Source organism: Hyphomonas sp. ske169 (genome assembly GCF_056850855.1).
Map to the genome: position 1 here is coordinate 617,598 of NZ_CP096146.1, position 16,811 is coordinate 634,408.

21 protein-coding genes are annotated in these 16,811 nt (G+C 55.6%); 6 read left to right on the plus strand and 15 right to left on the minus strand.

The features are described 5' to 3' along the window. Positions 1-9: 9 nt before the first annotated feature. The 8 genes from thiL to glyA all read right to left on the minus strand — a co-directional run bounded on the left by thiL (position 10) and on the right by glyA (position 6,129). Positions 10-906: a thiamine-phosphate kinase gene (gene thiL / locus MY069_RS02900; RefSeq protein ID WP_482795577.1), complete on the minus strand. Its 897-nt coding sequence runs from the start codon at positions 904-906 to the stop codon at positions 10-12. Positions 907-930: 24 nt separating this feature from the next. Next, positions 931-1,407: a transcription antitermination factor NusB gene (gene nusB, locus MY069_RS02905; protein WP_482795578.1), complete on the minus strand. Its 477-nt coding sequence runs from the start codon at positions 1,405-1,407 to the stop codon at positions 931-933. A 65-nt stretch (positions 1,408-1,472) separates the two neighbouring features. Continuing rightward, positions 1,473-1,910, minus strand: coding sequence for a 6,7-dimethyl-8-ribityllumazine synthase (gene ribH, locus MY069_RS02910; RefSeq protein WP_482795579.1), 438 nt, complete (start codon positions 1,908-1,910; stop codon positions 1,473-1,475). Continuing rightward, the gene (ribB, locus tag MY069_RS02915) at positions 1,910-3,040 is read right to left on the minus strand and encodes a 3,4-dihydroxy-2-butanone-4-phosphate synthase (RefSeq protein ID WP_482795580.1); all 1,131 of its coding nucleotides are present in this window, start codon (positions 3,038-3,040) and stop codon (positions 1,910-1,912) included. The genes ribH and ribB overlap by 1 nt, the downstream gene beginning before the upstream one ends. After that, positions 3,033-3,677, minus strand: coding sequence for a riboflavin synthase (locus tag MY069_RS02920; protein WP_482795581.1), 645 nt, complete (start codon positions 3,675-3,677; stop codon positions 3,033-3,035). The genes ribB and MY069_RS02920 overlap by 8 nt, the downstream gene beginning before the upstream one ends. A gap of 18 nt (positions 3,678-3,695) precedes the next feature. Then, a complete protein-coding gene (locus MY069_RS02925) occupies positions 3,696-4,355 on the minus strand; it encodes a RibD family protein (RefSeq protein ID WP_482795582.1) in 660 nt (219 codons plus the stop codon). Between the two features lie 3 nt (positions 4,356-4,358). Next, positions 4,359-4,817, minus strand: coding sequence for a transcriptional regulator NrdR (nrdR, locus tag MY069_RS02930; protein ID WP_482795583.1), 459 nt, complete (start codon positions 4,815-4,817; stop codon positions 4,359-4,361). Positions 4,818-4,821: 4 nt separating this feature from the next. Then, positions 4,822-6,129, minus strand: a complete 1,308-nt coding sequence (gene glyA, locus MY069_RS02935; protein WP_482795584.1) for a serine hydroxymethyltransferase — start codon at positions 6,127-6,129, stop codon at positions 4,822-4,824. A 210-nt stretch (positions 6,130-6,339) separates the two neighbouring features. Here glyA and MY069_RS02940 point away from each other — a divergent pair, with 210 nt between their 5' ends. Beyond that, complete coding sequence (locus MY069_RS02940; RefSeq protein ID WP_482795585.1) at positions 6,340-6,744, plus strand: Ros/MucR family transcriptional regulator; 405 nt, start codon at positions 6,340-6,342, stop codon at positions 6,742-6,744. 78 nt (positions 6,745-6,822) lie between these two features. Here MY069_RS02940 and hemA read toward each other — a convergent pair whose 3' ends face one another. Both hemA and MY069_RS02950 read right to left on the minus strand, forming a co-directional pair. Then, on the minus strand, positions 6,823-8,043 hold the full coding sequence (hemA, locus tag MY069_RS02945) for a 5-aminolevulinate synthase (RefSeq protein WP_482795586.1): 1,221 nt from the start codon (positions 8,041-8,043) through the stop codon (positions 6,823-6,825). A 118-nt stretch (positions 8,044-8,161) separates the two neighbouring features. Further along, the gene (locus tag MY069_RS02950; protein WP_482795587.1) at positions 8,162-8,938 is read right to left on the minus strand and encodes a class II aldolase/adducin family protein; all 777 of its coding nucleotides are present in this window, start codon (positions 8,936-8,938) and stop codon (positions 8,162-8,164) included. Between the two features lie 109 nt (positions 8,939-9,047). On the opposite strand from MY069_RS02950, the gene MY069_RS02955 reads away from it, so the two are divergent. Continuing rightward, positions 9,048-9,812 (plus strand): NAD kinase, encoded by a 765-nt coding sequence (locus MY069_RS02955; protein ID WP_482795588.1) that lies wholly within the window; start codon positions 9,048-9,050, stop codon positions 9,810-9,812. A gap of 63 nt (positions 9,813-9,875) precedes the next feature. After that, entirely contained in the window at positions 9,876-10,379 is a 504-nt protein-coding gene (locus MY069_RS02960; RefSeq protein ID WP_482795589.1) for a hypothetical protein, read from the plus strand. On the opposite strand, the gene secF is transcribed toward MY069_RS02960, so the two are convergent. From secF to MY069_RS02980, 4 genes are all read right to left on the minus strand, one after another. Further along, positions 10,376-11,353, minus strand: coding sequence for a protein translocase subunit SecF (secF, locus tag MY069_RS02965; RefSeq protein ID WP_482795590.1), 978 nt, complete (start codon positions 11,351-11,353; stop codon positions 10,376-10,378). The genes MY069_RS02960 and secF overlap by 4 nt on opposite strands. A gap of 15 nt (positions 11,354-11,368) precedes the next feature. Beyond that, positions 11,369-13,042, minus strand: a complete 1,674-nt coding sequence (secD, locus tag MY069_RS02970) for a protein translocase subunit SecD (RefSeq protein WP_482795591.1) — start codon at positions 13,040-13,042, stop codon at positions 11,369-11,371. A 17-nt stretch (positions 13,043-13,059) separates the two neighbouring features. Next, on the minus strand, positions 13,060-13,422 hold the full coding sequence (gene yajC, locus MY069_RS02975) for a preprotein translocase subunit YajC (RefSeq protein WP_482795592.1): 363 nt from the start codon (positions 13,420-13,422) through the stop codon (positions 13,060-13,062). A 154-nt stretch (positions 13,423-13,576) separates the two neighbouring features. Next, entirely contained in the window at positions 13,577-14,167 is a 591-nt protein-coding gene (locus tag MY069_RS02980) for an HD domain-containing protein (RefSeq protein ID WP_482795593.1), read from the minus strand. Between the two features lie 138 nt (positions 14,168-14,305). Here MY069_RS02980 and MY069_RS02985 point away from each other — a divergent pair, with 138 nt between their 5' ends. The 3 genes from MY069_RS02985 to MY069_RS02995 are packed head-to-tail and all read left to right on the plus strand — an operon-like array spanning position 14,306 to position 16,002. Continuing rightward, positions 14,306-14,896, plus strand: coding sequence for a TetR/AcrR family transcriptional regulator (locus MY069_RS02985; RefSeq protein ID WP_482795594.1), 591 nt, complete (start codon positions 14,306-14,308; stop codon positions 14,894-14,896). A gap of 28 nt (positions 14,897-14,924) precedes the next feature. Further along, positions 14,925-15,737: a lysophospholipid acyltransferase family protein gene (locus MY069_RS02990; protein WP_482795595.1), complete on the plus strand. Its 813-nt coding sequence runs from the start codon at positions 14,925-14,927 to the stop codon at positions 15,735-15,737. After that, positions 15,730-16,002: a hypothetical protein gene (locus MY069_RS02995; protein WP_482795596.1), complete on the plus strand. Its 273-nt coding sequence runs from the start codon at positions 15,730-15,732 to the stop codon at positions 16,000-16,002. Before MY069_RS02990 ends, MY069_RS02995 begins: the two co-directional genes overlap by 8 nt. A gap of 81 nt (positions 16,003-16,083) precedes the next feature. On the opposite strand, the gene MY069_RS03000 is transcribed toward MY069_RS02995, so the two are convergent. After that, positions 16,084-16,737: a protein-L-isoaspartate O-methyltransferase family protein gene (locus MY069_RS03000; protein ID WP_482795597.1), complete on the minus strand. Its 654-nt coding sequence runs from the start codon at positions 16,735-16,737 to the stop codon at positions 16,084-16,086. Positions 16,738-16,811: the final 74 nt, after the last annotated feature.

The following is a 16,811-nucleotide window of genomic DNA, read 5'->3' on the forward strand; positions in this document are numbered from 1 at the left end:
CAATTGGGCCTAATGCTCAAACCCAAGTATTGATGGAGCGTTAACGGCCTGCCCTTGATAGGTCAGGCTCAAGCCCAATGATTCGGTAAGCGCGCCAATTTTGGTGAAACCAGGTACAAGATCGCCCGGATCCGCAGACAAGAGGATTTGGTAATCATCGCCAGAGGTGCATTGGGCGATGATGTGATGTGGCTGTTTTGTCGGCACGGCGAGAGGAATCGCGCCCAGATCAATTACAGCACCGCATTCAGACGCATCGGCCAGTCGCTTGAGGTCAAGCAGGAGGCCGTCCGAGACATCCATGCTTGCGCTCGCATGTGTCGCAACCGTCCGGGCCTCTGCCAAGCCGCCAATCTCGGGAACCCGATATCTCTGCGCCGCTCCATCATCGCCGCCAGCTTTGGCCGCGTTCAGCCCGAGCCCGCCCCAGCCAATCTCGCCGCTGATCCAAAGGGTATGACCTGGCTCTGCTGTGGTCCGCCGAATGGGCGCTCCAGCCAGACACCTGCCTGTCAACGTCAGTGTGAGCGTGAGCGGCCCGTCGGTGCCGACCAAGTCGCCGCCAATTAGCGCGATTTCAAACGCCGCCAGATCGCGCTCAATCCCTGCCATTAAAGCCTGAAACTCTGGCTCGGGGCGCTGTCTTGGCCAGGCGATTGATAAGAGCGCTTCAACCGGAGCTGCCCCTTTTGCGATCACATCGGAGACATTCACGCGAACGAGTTTTTGCCCGACTGTGTCGAGCGGATCTACAGGCAGAAAGTGGATGGCCTCAACCAATGTATCCATCGTGACTAGCGTCGGACCATCGGCCGTTAAAAGCGCCACATCATCGCGCAAGCTTAGGGCGCCCGGTGCATGCACGAGCGGCGCAATATAAGTTTGGATCCAGCCGGACTCGTTCATGCCGCCTCCTTATGGGAGGTAGACTTAAGCTTCTTCGGGCCGCAAGTCCTTTGAGACATTGTCGAGCACCGCATTGACGAAATTCGCTTCAGTCTTGTCGAAAAAATCATGCGCCAGCGAGACATACTCATCGAGCAAAATCCGGCGCGATAATTCTTGATGCGCCACCAGTTCTGCCACCGCCGCGCGCAAGATCGACCGGGTCGTTGAATCAAGCCGCGATAGCTTCCAACCCTTTGACAAACGCGCCAGGATGGCGGTGTCGACGGCTTTCTGATGCTCAATCGTGGCATTGACGATTGATTTGAATAGATCCGGATCGGCCTCTTCAACCGGATCTTCGTCCGGGCCGACGCCGAGCCGGTCATCCATTAGATCGCGGATCGCCGCTTTGCCGCTCTGACCGGTCTGTTCCATTTGATATAGGGCTTGCACAGCCGCCAAACGCGCGCCAGCACGCCGCGCTCGAATGACCTCAAATGGGAGTTTCTGTTCGCTCATCGCGCGTCCATGCCACTTGCGCGCAAAAAAGGCTATCGCCTTTTGCGTGTTCGGACTGCGTTTCTCTAACGCACGAACTTCTTGCGCAGTTTCAGCATTTCCAGACACGCGATCGCTGCGTCTTTGCCTTTATTGCCGCGGTCACGTTCAGCCCGCGCCAGCGCTTGCGCTTCGTTCTCAACGGTCAGGATGCCATAACCAATCGCGAGGCGGCGATCTGTCGACAAATACATCAAGCCGCGGGCGCTCTCACCACACACATAATCATAGTGTGAAGTCTCGCCGCGGATCACGCAGCCAAGTGCGATATAACCGTCGAATCGAGCGCTATCGGCCGCCATGGCAATTGCGCCCGGTACTTCAAACGCGCCAGGAACCATAATCGTCTCGACATCGCAGTCGTCATCCGCAGCTTCCAGAGCTTCTCGCGCGCCCTTTTCAAGCTCTTCCGAGATGTGCGCGTAATAAGGAGAGTTCACGATCAAGATGCGGTGCCGGGCCATCAATTAGTATCCTTGTTAGAAAGTGGTCGCCAGCCATCGATTGTCAGGCCATAGCCATCCAAGCCTGCGACACGTGTTGGTTCTGTGTCAGAAAGATAAGTCATTTTGCGGACGCCCAGCTCCCGCAGAATCTGTGCGCCGACGCCATATTCGCGCAGCGGGGCATGCGCATCTGCCGGTTCTGAGGTTTTCATGCCCAGCCGCTCCGCCAGCGCATTTGGGCGCATTGTGTTGACAAAGACCACCACGCCCGGCTCATCAGCTTTCGCGATTATCTTCATCGCCCGCTCGACCAGACCCTCGCGGGGGCCCTTTTCACCGAGAATATCTGAGAGAACGTCGGTGCGGTGCACGCGCACAATCGTCGTACTGTCCGGCTCAATCACGCCGTGAACGATGGCGATGTGCTCACTATTATCGATTGCGTTGCGGAAAATGACCGTTTTAAAGCCGTCGCCATATTGGCTTTCAAGCGGCGCCTCAACACGGCGCTCCAAATAGCGGTCATGCTTGCGGCGATATTCAATCAAGTCAGCGATGGTGCCGATCTTGAGGCCATGCAATTGCGCGAATGAAACCAGCTCTGGCAAGCGCGCCATCGTGCCATCATCATTCATGATCTCGCAGATGACACCGGCAGGATAGAGCCCGGCCATGCGTGAAATATCGACAGCTGCTTCCGTATGGCCCGCACGAACCAAAGTCCCGCCATCACGGGCGATCAGCGGAAACACGTGACCAGGAGAGACGATATCGTCCGCATCGCACATCGGATCGATCGCGACCTGCACGGTATGGCTACGATCATGCGCAGAGATGCCGGTCGTGACCCCTTCTTTCGCTTCGATAGAGACGGTGAAGGCGGTGCCCATGCTTTCGCGGTTTTCGCGGGCCATCATGTCGAGATTGAGCGCTCGGCCGCGCTCACTCGTCATCGCCAAGCAAATCAGACCGCGACCAAATTTGGCCATAAAATTGATCGCCTCAGGGGTCGAGAAATTGGCCGGAATGATCAGATCGCCTTCGTTCTCGCGATCCTCAGCATCGACCAGAATGTACATTTTCCCATTACGGGCATCTTCGATGATCTCATCGATGCTCGAGATCGCCCCGGAAAAGTCTTCAGCCATTTTTGTGTCCTTCCGGGTCGTGCGGTGTTGGTGCGTCGACACCGATCATCCGCGCCACGTAGCGCGCGAGCATATCGATCTCAAGGTTGACGCGGGCGCCGGGCTGCAATTCTCGCAATGTCGTGACTTCCCAAGTGTGCGGAATGATCGCGACTTGGAAATCGCCGTTTGGCAGCGCTTCGGCTACAGTCAACGAAACGCCATTGATCGCGGCGGAGCCTTTCTTGGCGAAATATTTGGCAATATCGGCGGGCGGCCGGATCGTGATGCGATAGCTCTGGCCTTCAGGTTCCACCGAAATGACTTCACCGACGCCATCAATATGACCGAAGACAAAATGGCCGCCAAGCTCTTGGCCAAGCTTCAAGCTCTGCTCGAGATTGACTTCGCTCCCCTCTTCCCAATCACCAAGCACGGTCAGAGAGAGCGTTTCAGGAACAGCCTCTACCGCAAACCAGCTGCCGTCGCCCGTCTCGCCGAAATCAACGACGGTGAGGCAGACGCCTGCATGCATGATCGAGGCGCCCATTTCGATATTCTCGACCGGATAGCCGCATTCCACCTCAAACCGGCGCAGACCATTGCGGTCCTCGGCTTTGCGAATGGTGCCAATATCAGTCACGAGACCTGTAAACATGGAGCCCTCCTGTCGAGCTTACGCCCTAACATAAGTCTCCAAAGTGTCATCCCCAATCCGTGCCGTGGCGGCAGTGCGCCAACGCGGCGCATCTTTCATCTCGGAAAGCCCCAAAGCCGCGACGGCAGGTAGACCGTCTCCGCCAATCAAAATCGGCGCGCGGAACCATTCGATTGTGTCGACAAGGCCAGCAGAGATGAAGCTCGCAGCGAGTTTGCCGCCCCCTTCGAGGAAGATCTTGTTCAGCCCCTCTACCGCGCAACGATCGAGCAAGGCTTTCGGCGAGACTCGACCATCTGGCCCCGGCACGACCCAGATTTCAGGCGTGTCGGAAACGCTATCCGAGTTGTATCCTGACGCGGAACGCGCGCTCGCCAGCACGACTTTTCCAAGCCCTTGCGAGGCGAGCAATCGCGATTGCGAAGACGTGCGCAACTTGCTGTCGGCAACGATACGTACGGGTTGTTTGGCCGGTGGCGGCACCGTCCGTGCAGTCAGCAGAGGATCGTCGGCCAGTACGGTGCCGACCCCGACCAGAACCGCGTCATGCGCGGCTCGCATTTGGTGCACGCGTGCGCGACTGTCACTGCCTGTAATCCACTGGCTCACGCCATTTTCTAAGGCGATCCGGCCATCCATGCTGGTTGCAATTTTGAGCGTCACAGAGGGGCGCGTCACAAGCTAATCCTCGTCCAATTCGGATTGCTCAATAAAGGCCGCAAAATCCGATGGCGCATCAAAGTCGCGATAGACGCTCGCATAGCGGACATAGCCTACCGGATCGACCCCGCGCAGGCTTTCCATGGCCAGTTCACCAATGTCTTGAGAGGCAACTTCAGTCTCGCCACTGCTTTCAAGCTTGCGGGCGATGCCAGAGACGATTTGTTCAATCTGCTCGTCTGAGACGGGTCGTTTGCGCAAGGCGATGGCAATCACACGCGCCAGCTTCTCACGCATGAACGGGACGCGCTTCCCATCTCGCTTCACGACTGTGATTTCGCGCAGCTGAACGCGCTCGAAAGTGGTGAAGCGGGCGCCGCAATTGTCACAACCACGCCGACGACGCACAGCCGTATTATCCTCTGCGGGACGGCTGTCTTTTACCGCCGTATTTTCAGATCCGCAGAAGGGACAGCGCAATCGCTTAGGCTCCTAACCCGTTATAAATCGGAAACTTGGCGGTCATTCCCTCAACTTCTGCGCGAACTTTCGCTTCAGTCGCTGCACTGTCGCCACTAGCGACCGCATCGACGACTTCGCCGATCCATTTTCCAACTTGCGTGAACTCAGCGACGCCAAAGCCGCGTGTGGTCCCTGCAGGCGAGCCCACTCGGATGCCGCTCGTGACCATAGGCTTCTCAGGATCGAACGGCACGCCATTCTTATTACAGGTGATGTAAGCCCGCTCGAGCGCCTGCTCGGCGTCACGACCTGTGACGCCTTTCGGACGTAGGTCAATCAGCGCCACATGCGTATCTGTGCCGCCAGAAACCAAATCGAGGCCACTATCTTTTGCGGCGCCGGCCATGGCTTTGGCATTCTCGACGACGTCGGCCGCGTACTGCTTAAACTCAGGAGTCAGCGCTTCGCCGAAAGCGACGGCTTTACCGGCAATGACATGCATCAATGGTCCACCTTGAATGCCGGGGAAGACAGCAGAATTCACTTTCTTCGAAATGTCTGCGTCATTGGTCAGGACCATGCCGCCGCGGGGGCCACGCAAGGTCTTGTGGGTAGTCGTCGTCGCCACATGGCAATGGTCGAGCGGGTTCGGGTGCGCTTTACCCGCCACAAGACCAGCAAAGTGCGCCATGTCGACCAAGAAGAAGGCGCCGACTTCATCGGCAATCGCGCGGAATTTCGCGAAATCGATTTGCCGCGGATATGCAGAACCGCCAGCAATGATCAGTTTCGGCTGATGCTCTTTGGCGAGCGCTGCGACTTGATCAAAGTCAATCAGGTGGTCGTCTTCGCGAACGCCATACTGGATCGCGTTGAACCATTTACCCGACTGGTTGGGGCGCGCGCCATGTGTGAGGTGTCCGCCCGCATCGAGGCTCATACCGAGAATGGTATCACCCGGCTGCAGCAGCGCCTGGAACACGGCTTGATTGGCTTGTGAACCAGAGTTTGGCTGGACATTGGCAAAACCGCAATCAAACAGCGCTTTGGCGCGGTCGCGGGCAAGATCCTCAACCACATCGACATATTCGCAGCCGCCATAATAACGCCGGCCAGGATAGCCTTCCGCATACTTATTGGTCAGCACCGTGCCTTGCGCCTCGAGTACGGCCTGCGAAGCGATGTTCTCTGAAGCGATCAGTTCGATCTGATGCTGTTGTCGGGTCTGCTCTTTTTCAATCGCTGCAAAGACTTCACGATCTCTGGCTTCAAGCGCCTCGGAAAAGAAAGTAGCAGTGTCGAAACGGGATGGGTGATTGGTGTCGGGCATGGCGTGATTCCTGAAACTGCCCGATCATGTACTTTCTCAACTCGCCTGCTGCAAGGCGTCATTTGCGTCATGCGAATTCATAGATTCTACCGCAAGTAGGCGCTGCGATTATTTATGGTTCAGCTTGTATTCTTACCCGATTCTATGCATTAGCTTGCGATAAGCCCGTCTTCAGAATGGGCGATAAGATAATATATAAGAGCTAAACATATGACCAAACACTCGACGACCGAGTTGTTGGAAATGACGACGGACATTGTTTCGTCGTTTGTCGCGAACAACCCGGTCCCCGCCGGCGGATTGCCTGATCTGATGAAAGCCGTGCACGAGACTGTGCTAGACCTTGCTTCGGATGCTCCAAAAGAGCCACCCCGCCCAGACCCAGCCGTGCCGATTTCAAAATCGATCACGCCCGACCACATCATCTGCCTGGAAGATGGTCGCAAACTGAAAATGCTGAAACGGTATTTACGGTCGCGATATGACCTTACTCCGCAAGAGTATCGCTCGCGGTGGGGCTTGCCAGCTGACTACCCAATGGTCGCGCCGAACTATGCGAAAAAGCGCTCCGCCTTCGCGAAGGAAATCGGATTGGGTAAGAAACGAGGCGATTAATCTCGCCTGTTCAAAAAAAGAGCGCGCCATTTCTGCGCGCTCGATCTTCTCATCTATCGGCGTTTCAGCGCCTAAAAGCTATGCCGCTTTCTCGTCGAGGCCGAGCTGTTTCCAAACCGCCAAGATTGCAGCAACCAGGTCATCCATCATCTCTTCAGTGTGAACTGGGCCCGGCGTGAAGCGCAAACGCTCTGTTCCCTTGGGCACAGTTGGATAATTGATCGGCTGAACATAGACGCCAAAATCAAACAAAAGCGTATCTGACAAAGCTTTGCACTTCTCAGGGTCGCCAACCAAAAGCGGCACAATGTGCGTCTTGCTTTCCATCAAAGGCAGGCCGGCATCACGGAATTTCTGCTTGAGCAGCGCCGCGTGTGATTGATGCGCGAGCCGAAGCTTGCGCCCCTCATCCGAGCGCAATTTGCGAATGCTCGCCAAGGCGCCAGCGGCCATGACAGGACACGTTGAAGTCGTGAAGATGAACCCAGACGCTGTTGAGCGGATCGCGTCAATAATCGTCTCGTGCGCGGCAATATAGCCGCCCATGACGCCATAGGCCTTACCGAGCGTGCCTTCGACAATATCGAGCCGGTCCATGACGCCATCGCGTTGCGCCACGCCAGCCCCCTCGTCGCCATACATGCCAACCGCGTGCACTTCGTCGAGATAGGTCAGCGCATTGAATTCATCGGCGAGATCACAAATCGCTTCGATCGGACCAATATCGCCGTCCATTGAGTAAACGCTTTCGAACGCGATGACTTTAGGACGGTCAGGATCGTCGTTTTCAAGCAGCGCCCGCAAATGCTCGACATCATTATGCCGGAACACACGATAGTCTGCTTTCGAACGGCGGATGCCCTCAATCATCGAAGCGTGGTTTAGCGCATCAGAATAGATGATCAGATTGGGCAGGATCTTGCCAAGCGTGGACAAGGTCGCGTCGTTTGAGACATAGCCCGAGGTGAACAGAAGGGCGCCGGATTTGCCATGCAAGTCGGCCAGCTCTTTTTCAAGCTCTACATGATAGCGCGTGGTGCCAGAAATGTTCCGAGTGCCGCCAGAGCCCGCGCCAAAGCTATCAATCGCTTCGTGCATCGCATTCGTAACGTCATCATCCTGGCCCATGCCGAGATAGTCATTCGAGCACCAGACGATGATTTCACGTTCGCCATGCTCAAAGCGCGCCGTCGCTTTCGGAAACTCGCCTTTGTGCCGATGCAAATCGACAAAAACACGATAGCGACCCTCATCATGGATCGTCTCGAGGGCATTTTCAAAAGCTTGTAGGTGCTTCATGGCGATGTGGCTCTTTTTTCGTTGACCCCATGTAGGGATGATCCCTTACAGAATAAACGGGATTAAAGGACGCACTACTGCGAAACCCTATAGGGAAGAACCCCTATAAGAAAAATCTCTAGGCATCATAGCCAGGGGATTCACGATCGAGCTTACGCAACAAGCCAGGCCAAGCGAGCATGTTGGCGAGGGTTTTAGTGCCCTCAGGATTTGACTGGCCCTTCACCACGTCCTGCACGTCTTGCGACGGAATAACCATATTCTCACGGCCAGCCGTCAATGCGCGCACCTGCATTGAGCAAGCCCGCTCTAGGAAGAACATACGTAGGAAACACTCCGCAGCTGTACCACCAACCGTCAGTGTGCCGTGATTGTAGAGCATCATATTGTTCTTGGTGCCCATATCGGCGACCAGGCGCTCGCGCTCACCATGGTCCAGCGCAACACCTTCATAATCGTGATAAGCCAGGTCGTGGCGAGCCAGCATGGCGGTTTGAGACAGTGGCAGCAGGCCTTCCTTATTGCACGACACCGCAACGCCATCATCAGTGTGCAAATGCATCACAACATGGGCATCATCACGGGCCGCGTGGATCGCTGAGTGAATGGTAAAGCCTGCTGGATTGATGAAATAAGGCGACTCTTGAACGACATTGCCCTCGAGATCGACTTTCACCAGAGACGAGGCGGTGATCTCTTCAAAGAACATCCCATAAGGATTGATCAGAAAGTGATGATCGGGGCCCGGCACACGGTGGGAAATGTGCGTAAAGATCATATCCGTCCAACCGTACAAGGCGGTCAGGCGATACATCGCCGCCAAATCTACGCGAACTTTCCATTCTTCTTCGCTGACCTGCCCTTTAAGGCTCGTAATTTGCATTCCATCGGCCATGTTCGATCACTCCCGGCTTTTTGTTTCCACAACTGTACAACCAAGCTTCCGTTTGGGCAATTCAAGCAAACGCTTGACCCAGCGTTCGATGCTCCCGAGATAGGACCGCATGACGACCTGTATCGCCTTCACCGCCTCGAAACGCCCTGAAGCCCAGGAAGCCTTGAAACGCCTGGTTCAAAAGTATGGGCAGTATGACGAGGACAAAGCCGACGTGATCGTCGCCCTTGGCGGCGATGGCGCAATGCTCGATGCCATGCGGCGCCGGTTTGACGACCACAAACCCGTCTACGGGATGAATCGCGGCACCGTCGGCTTTCTCATGAATGAATATGACGAGGACGATCTGCTCGCACGCATCGATCGGGCTGAGCGCGCAAGTGTGAAACCGCTGCGCATGAGTGTCACCGACATTCATGATCAAACCCATGAACGGCTGGCGATCAACGAAGTCTCGATCCTGCGTCAAACAGCGCAAACGGCAAAACTCCGGATCATCGTCGATGGCAAAGAGCGTATGGCGGAGCTGTCTTGTGACGGCGTCATGGTCGCCACACCGGCGGGCTCTACCGCCTATAATCTCTCAGCCCACGGTCCGATCCTGCCAATTGGCGCAAACCTCTTGGCGCTGACGCCTGTCAGTGCGTTTCGCCCGCGGCGCTGGCGAGGGGCTCTACTCCGCCATGATGCACATGTCGACATCGAAGTGATTGCCGCCGACCGGCGCCCGGTTGCAGCCGCTGCTGATAATCAAGAAGTTCGCGATGTCACGCGCGTCTCGATCCATGCCGATCGGACGCAGCACCTCACCATGCTGTTCGACCCAGGCCACGCTTTGGATGAGCGCATTTTGCGTGAACAGTTTGCATTCTAAAATTAACTCTTTTTCCCTGATCCTTCAGGCGTTTGTTAAAACTCATATTGTACAAGTGGCAGCATGGTTAAGTCACTTTTCAAGCTATTCAAAAAATCAGGCTCAAACAAAGAGCTGTTAACTGAACTCGATATTTCGCGCGTTACCGGCGAAGTCGCTCCAGTTGCGAAAGCGGAAACAGCCCCTGAAGCCGAGCGCCCAGAAGTCGACGTTGAGACGTGGAAGCAAAGCGATCTCGATCTTTTGCAAATGACTTGGGAGACGTGCTGCCACGAACCGGATAGCGAAGAGGCCAACACAGCGTTTCGTAGCGCCCTGCACAACCTTCATGGAGCCTCGGGCGCCTATGGTGGCGGCGCACTGACTCGCCTCTCAGGATCGCTTCACGTCCTGGTTTCAGGCGTTGAAGACCTGCAAGACGAAGCGGCTTTGATCAATCTGCACGTTCAAGCCTGTCGCGCGACCGCGATCGGCAACTCTGATGCCGCAGAAGACGTCGCTGATGCGGTGTGCGATGCACTCGAAAAGCAGGTCACAGCGCGACTAAGCGCCGAGGCGGTCGCTTAGTTGACGCCTTGAAATCCTTCGACTTCGCGTTTCGGTTTGTCGCCGCGATCGATGCCAAGCAACAGCACGACGGCTGACGCCACAAAGATCGACGAATACGTCCCGACAATCACACCAAAGATCAGCGCGAAACTCATACCGCGCAGAACCGGGCCACCGAACAAGAAGATCGAAAGCAAGGCGAGAAGCGTTGTTCCAGACGTCAAAAGCGTCCGAGACATGGTCGCGTTGATCGCCAGATCGACGACTTTCGACAGCTCCAATTTCTTATATTTCCGGGCTTCTTCGCGCACCCGGTCAAACACGATCACGGTGTCGTTCATCGAATAGCCAACAATGGTCAGAAGCGCCGCGATCGTCGCCAGGTTAAACTCAAACCCGGTGAATGAGAACATGCCCATGGTCAGGATAACGTCATGGAACAGCGCCGCCACAGCGCCGAGCGCATACTGCCATTGGAACCGGAATGAGATATAGATCATCATTAGCGTCAGAGCGACGGTCAGCGCGATAATACCTGATCTAAACAGCTCGCCAGAGACTTTCGGTCCGACAGAGGCTTCTGAACGGATTTGGAACCGTTCTGCACCAATCAAGTCGCGCAAGGCCGCGCTCACTTCATCCCCTGCTCGGTTTTGAGCATCATCCGGGGTTTCGTCACCAATCGGCGGTTGCGGCTTGAACCGGACCACGGCGATATTTGGTGCATTGGGCCCCGTTCCGCGGGCTGAGTTGACTTGCACCTCTCCGACGATCAGCGGTTCAACAACATTGCGGATATCTTGCGCCGAAATATCTTCGGGCTCTTCAATCTCGATCACCGCGCCGCCGGCAAAATCGATCCCGAGGTTCAAACCACGCATAGACAAGAGCGCAGCTGACGCCAGCAATGCCACAACCGATACAATCAGCGCGACAAAGCGCAGATTCATAAACGAGACTTTGGTTTTTTCAGGCCATAGACGAAGAAGCATAAAACGTATCCTTGCTTACATGGCCAAGCGCTTGGGGCGCATGGTGCGGAGATAAAGAACGGTAAACCAGCGGGTGACGACAAAGGCCGTAAACACTGAGGTTAAGATACCAATGGCCAGTGTCACAGCGAAGCCTTTGACCGGGCCAGATCCCACCAGATACAGGATAGAAGCCGCGATGAATGTGGTGATGTTGGCGTCCAAAATCGCCGACAGTGCGCGCTCATAACCCGCTTGAATTGCGGTCGCTGGGGATCGACCCGAAGCCTGCTCTTCTCGGATCCGCTCAAACACGATCACGTTCGCATCCACGGCCATACCAATGGTCAGGATGATCCCGGCAATCCCTGGCAATGTCAGCGTCGCGCCAAAGCCTGAGAGGGCACCGATGATCAGAACGATGTTTGAGAGCAGAGAACCGACCGCAAATCCGCCAACCAGGCCATAGGCGAGGATCATGAACACGCCGACCAACGCTAGACCGATCAAGCTTGCTCGTGAGCCGGCCGCAATCGACTCGGCGCCGAGGGTTGGACCCACGGTCCGCTCGTCGAGGAAATTGAGCTTGGCGGGAAGCTCGCCCGCTTCAATAATCGCCGCGAGGTCTTCAGCCTCCTCGATTGTGAACCGGCCTTCAATGATCACGCTACCGCCAGGAATGGGTGTGCGAATAGAAGGCGATGACATCGAGACGCCATCTAGAACAATCGCGAAGTTCCGGCCGACATTGTTCCGGGTCAAATTATAGAACTTGGTCGCCGCCGAACTGTTGAGACGGAAACAAACCGCAGGGAAGTTCGCTTCATCGAAACACCGATTGGCGGTCGCAATATCAGCGCCGGTCAATTCAGGGATCCGATTGATCAGGATCTGTCCGGCTTCCAAGGAATCCACCAAAATCTCCCGCGGAGATGTCCGGCCTGATGCCACGGCGGCGCGGATCGCAGATGAATCCAGATTGGCCATATTGAAGGTCAGGCGTCCGGCCTGCCCGAGAATGTCTTTGATCCGCTTCGGATCCGCTTCACCTGGCGCTTCGAGAATAATGCGATTGTCGCCCTGGGGCGTGATCGAAATCTCCGCCACACCATCCGGGTCAATCCGGCGGCGAATGATCTCCATCATTTTGGCCTGCGCATCCGTTGCCAGTGCTGTCCGCGCGCCCGCCGGGACAGTCAGCTGGATGAACTGATCCCCTGTTTGCTGCACGCGATACAATTCGGTTTGGGTCGTTCCGATGGTCGGATTAATCCGATTGAGTCGGCGAATGGCTTCATCCATATCCTCTTCGGGATTAAGGAGCTCAATCGTCAAGCGATCTTCGTTTTGAACAGGCGGATTCCGCTCGACCAAGGGCTGCCGATTGAAAGCCGTCCGAATATCAGCTTGGACGGTTTCGAGGCGGTTGGCGGCGATCTCAGCCGGATCGATCTCCATAAGCAGGTAAACCCCGCCTTGTAGATCGAGCCCTAGATTCAGTTTTCCGTTGGGGAGGAACCACCAAGAGTCTTCTGCTTCTTGAAGCTGCTGCTCATAGGCGGCAACCGCGAGCTCATTGGTCGGGTCGGAAACTTCTTTCGGCTCAATGCCTAGGAACCCATCGGAAAACAGGTTTGGCACGGCGAGCACCGCGCCCCACAAGAGAACAACGACAATCAGTCCAACTTTCCAAATCGGAAAATTCAGCATGGCAGTCAGCCTTTATCTTAGTCGTTCGCCGCGACTGGAGTGTTTTTGTCTTTGACGTCAGCGATCATGCCCTTGAGCGATCGGACGCGAACGCCATCGGCCAATTCAACCGTGACTTCGGTATCCGCAACACGGGTCACTTTACCGATCAGGCCGCCAGCTGTGACGACCGTATCGCCCTTTTTCATGTCATCGATCATCTGACGGTGTTTCTTCTGACGCTGCTGTTGCGGGCGGATCAGCAAGAAGTAAAAAATCAGGATCAGCGGTACAAACATGATCAAGCTGGACATCAGGCTGCCACCTGCTGCAGCTTCTTCAGCGAACGCAGCGGGCGCCAAAGCCAGTGCCGCAAGGGTCAGTGGAATAATTTTCCGCATGAAAGAGTTACCTTCATCAAATCAATTGCGCTCGTATATCGACGCCCCCGCCCTTTAGCAATTGGTAGAGTGCGTTCATTCTCGCGTTCAGATCAAAACAAAGCGCCCTCTGTTCAAGGGCGCTTTGCAGAAATCTTGTCCTGACGAAACGAGGCTATTCGTCTTCGCGCAGATACATTGAGTTTTTGGGTGATGCGAAAAGGCGCTCAACCATTGGCTCAAAGAATTCCAGCGACTCGCTCTCATAATCCGGATCGAAAGCCGATTGATCATAGAGATGACAGAATTGCGCAGTGTGTTCGTAATAAGGATGATCCTTAAACTGGTCGCGCATATTCCGGTCTAGGCCGAGATGGTGGAAGAAATAATAGCCTTGGAACATGCCGTGATTGGCCACCATCCAATGGTTCTTTTCCGACACAAAGGGCTTCAAAATCGCGGCTGCGACATCTGGGTGATTAAAACTGCCTAGCGTATCGCCAATATCGTGCAGCAGCGCGCAAACGACATATTCCTCGTCGCGGCCATCTCGGTGCGCGCGGGTCGCGGTTTGCAGGGAATGTGTCAGCCGATCGACCGGGAACCCGCCATAATCGCCATCCAGCAAACGCAAATGGTCAAGCACCCGCTTCGCCAGGCCCTGGTTGAAATGTTTGGAATGTTCGGCAATCACATCCCAGTCTTCTTTGGTGCCTTCGAGCATTTGCTTAAATTTTGCCTGAACCGGCGCGTGTCCATCGGCCATCTATCACTCCCGTTTTGTCGTTACCCTTAGAAAGGACATTGACGCGAAGTCGGGTCAAATAGAATAAGTGAGCAAACATTCACTTGCTTTTGCGATTTTCCTATGTTAGCAAACGCTCACAATTGGAGCTGAACCGCTATGACTGTTACTGAGCAGAAACGTCCCCGCGCCCGAAATGCGCGACCGAAAATCGAGAAAGCAGCGCTCGAACTGTTTATTCGCGAAGGCGTCGATGCCGCCACCACACGCGAAATTGCCGATGTTGCTGGGGTCTCAGAAGGCGCGCTTTACCGCCACTATAAGGGCAAAGATGAGCTGGCGCTGGCTTTGTTCATGGACACCCATAATCGGCTCGGCGAGATGATGGCCACAGCCTTCCTGAACCAAAAGACGCTTGAAGAAAAAGTGCGCAGCGCGGTCACCGCCTATTGCGCTTTTGCCGATGAAGACTGGCTGTCCTTCAGCTATCACCTGGTCTCACTGAACCGGTATTTGCCGCACGATACACGGCGCGAAGATGACCCTGTTTCGGTTGTTGAAAAACTGATCGAGCATTTGATTGAAACCGGCGACATCCCGAAAGGCGACCCGGCAATCATGGCGGCGATGAGCCTTGGCGTGGTCATGCAGGCCGGCCTAAACAAGATCTATAACCGCCTGCCCGGGCCTTTCAGCCAGCATGTTGAGACCTTCACGCGAACAATTTTGGCGATTCTCTATCAGAAATAGCTTTCAACCGGTCTAGGAGACCCTCCTTATGATACGTGGTGTTTTGTTTACGGGCGTCTATTACGTCCTCTCCCTCCTCTATGTCCTCGTCTCACTGCCCTTCTTAGCGCTGCCGGGACGCGGCCCTGTAACGGCGATTATTCGCTCCTATACGCGCGCCATCAATCTCGCTTTGCACCTCATTGGTGGCATCAAGAAAGAGGTTCGCGGTCGCGACCGTCTCCCCGAAGGCGCGTTTATCCTCGCCCCCAAACATGCCAGTTGGGGTGACGGTTTCATGGTCTATCCGGAAGTGAAAAACCTCGCCTTCGTCACCGGTGATCACTTGGAGCGCTTCCCTTTGGTGGGCGGGATTCTGCGCAAACTGGGCGCCATCGTCATCGACACATGCGGCGGCGGCGAACGTAAAGCCGCCTCGCTCGCGGAAGGCATGGCCAGGGCACGCGAAGACGGCCGGCGGGTGCTTATCTATCCCGAAGGCCACTTGGCGCCGGTTGGATACCATTTCCGCTACAAACCCGGCGTTTGGCATATGCAAAAGGCGATGAATGTACCGATTGTTCCAGTCGCGACCAATCTAAATTACTTTTGGCAACAGGAAGAAATCCTTAAAAAACCAGGCACTGCGGTGATTGAGTTTCTCGATCCAATCCCAGCGGGTCTCTCGAAGGAGGAAACCCTCGCGCGCTTGACCGAGGCCGTAGAAACCCGTTCGGCGGAGCTGATCGCGGAAGCCGCAGGCCAACCCGTCACGCCATCGATACTCTTGCCGGACCCGGTCAAAGGTACCATTAGTAAACCTGTCGCGGAGATCGCAACTGAAAGCTCCCGCCATGTCTGAGCCCCTCGAATACTTATTCCACGTGCATAAGACCGTTCCGCTCTGGAGATTGGTGATCAGCAAAACCAAAGGCTTCCCGGCCGAAACCACGGCCGAAGAATGGCGCTTCACGCGCGCCCGCACGGCGGAGGACACAAACGTCGAAGTCCGCGAAATGATTGAAGCGGATGGCTATAGCCTCTTCAAAGTTGGCGGCACGTTTGCGGATGTTGAGCGCGATCGCGCAGCGCTCCCACCCTCAACAGACGCAAACAACGGTACTTGATACGATCGGCGAGGGATCGCCCCGACCGGTCTGAACTGATGCTAAATGATTGTCCGTAAAATCGCGCGCCGAAGCATTTGATTAGAAGACGAATTCTGTCTTCTTCTCAAATCCTGGCAAAATCGGTGGGCAGCATTCGAAGGCTTCGCGGAAGCCGAATGTGTCCCCTGCCCGCGTATAGATGCGCGCTGCGCCAATGCCGCGACCGGTTGAGACCACGACAGCGAGCCGCCCGCCATCTGACAATTGATCGAGCCAGGCTTGCGGTACTTGTTCGACCATGCCGGCAACAAAGATCACATCGAACGGCCCTTGGTCTGGCAGGCCTTTAGACAGATCGCCTTGAACGCCAACCGCTTCATCCATGCCAATCTCGGCAAACCGCTCGACCATGGCATCGACCAAGGCCTCATCATCTTCCAGAGCGATGACCGCGTCAGTCATGTGGCCGAGCAAGGCGGCGCTATAGCCAGCGCCTGCGCCGATTACGAGGCTGACATCACTGGCTTGCGCTTCCACGGCTCGGAGGATTTTTCCCAAATCGCGTGGCAGCCACATGGCGCGGGTCTCACCCGTTTCGATTTCGAGCTCAGCATAAGCGCTCGCCCGCATACCTTTCGGCACGAACACTTCGCGCGGAATGGTTGAAAACGCGCTGACCACTTCCGTGGCAGTGACATCATTCACCCGAACTTGAGAATCGACCATGACCCGGCGGAGTTTTGCGAAATCCATGAAACGGTCCCTGAAAAAGAATCTAACTTTATCCGCGCCAATAGCACACGTCGCGCGGGTCGCAATATGATGAC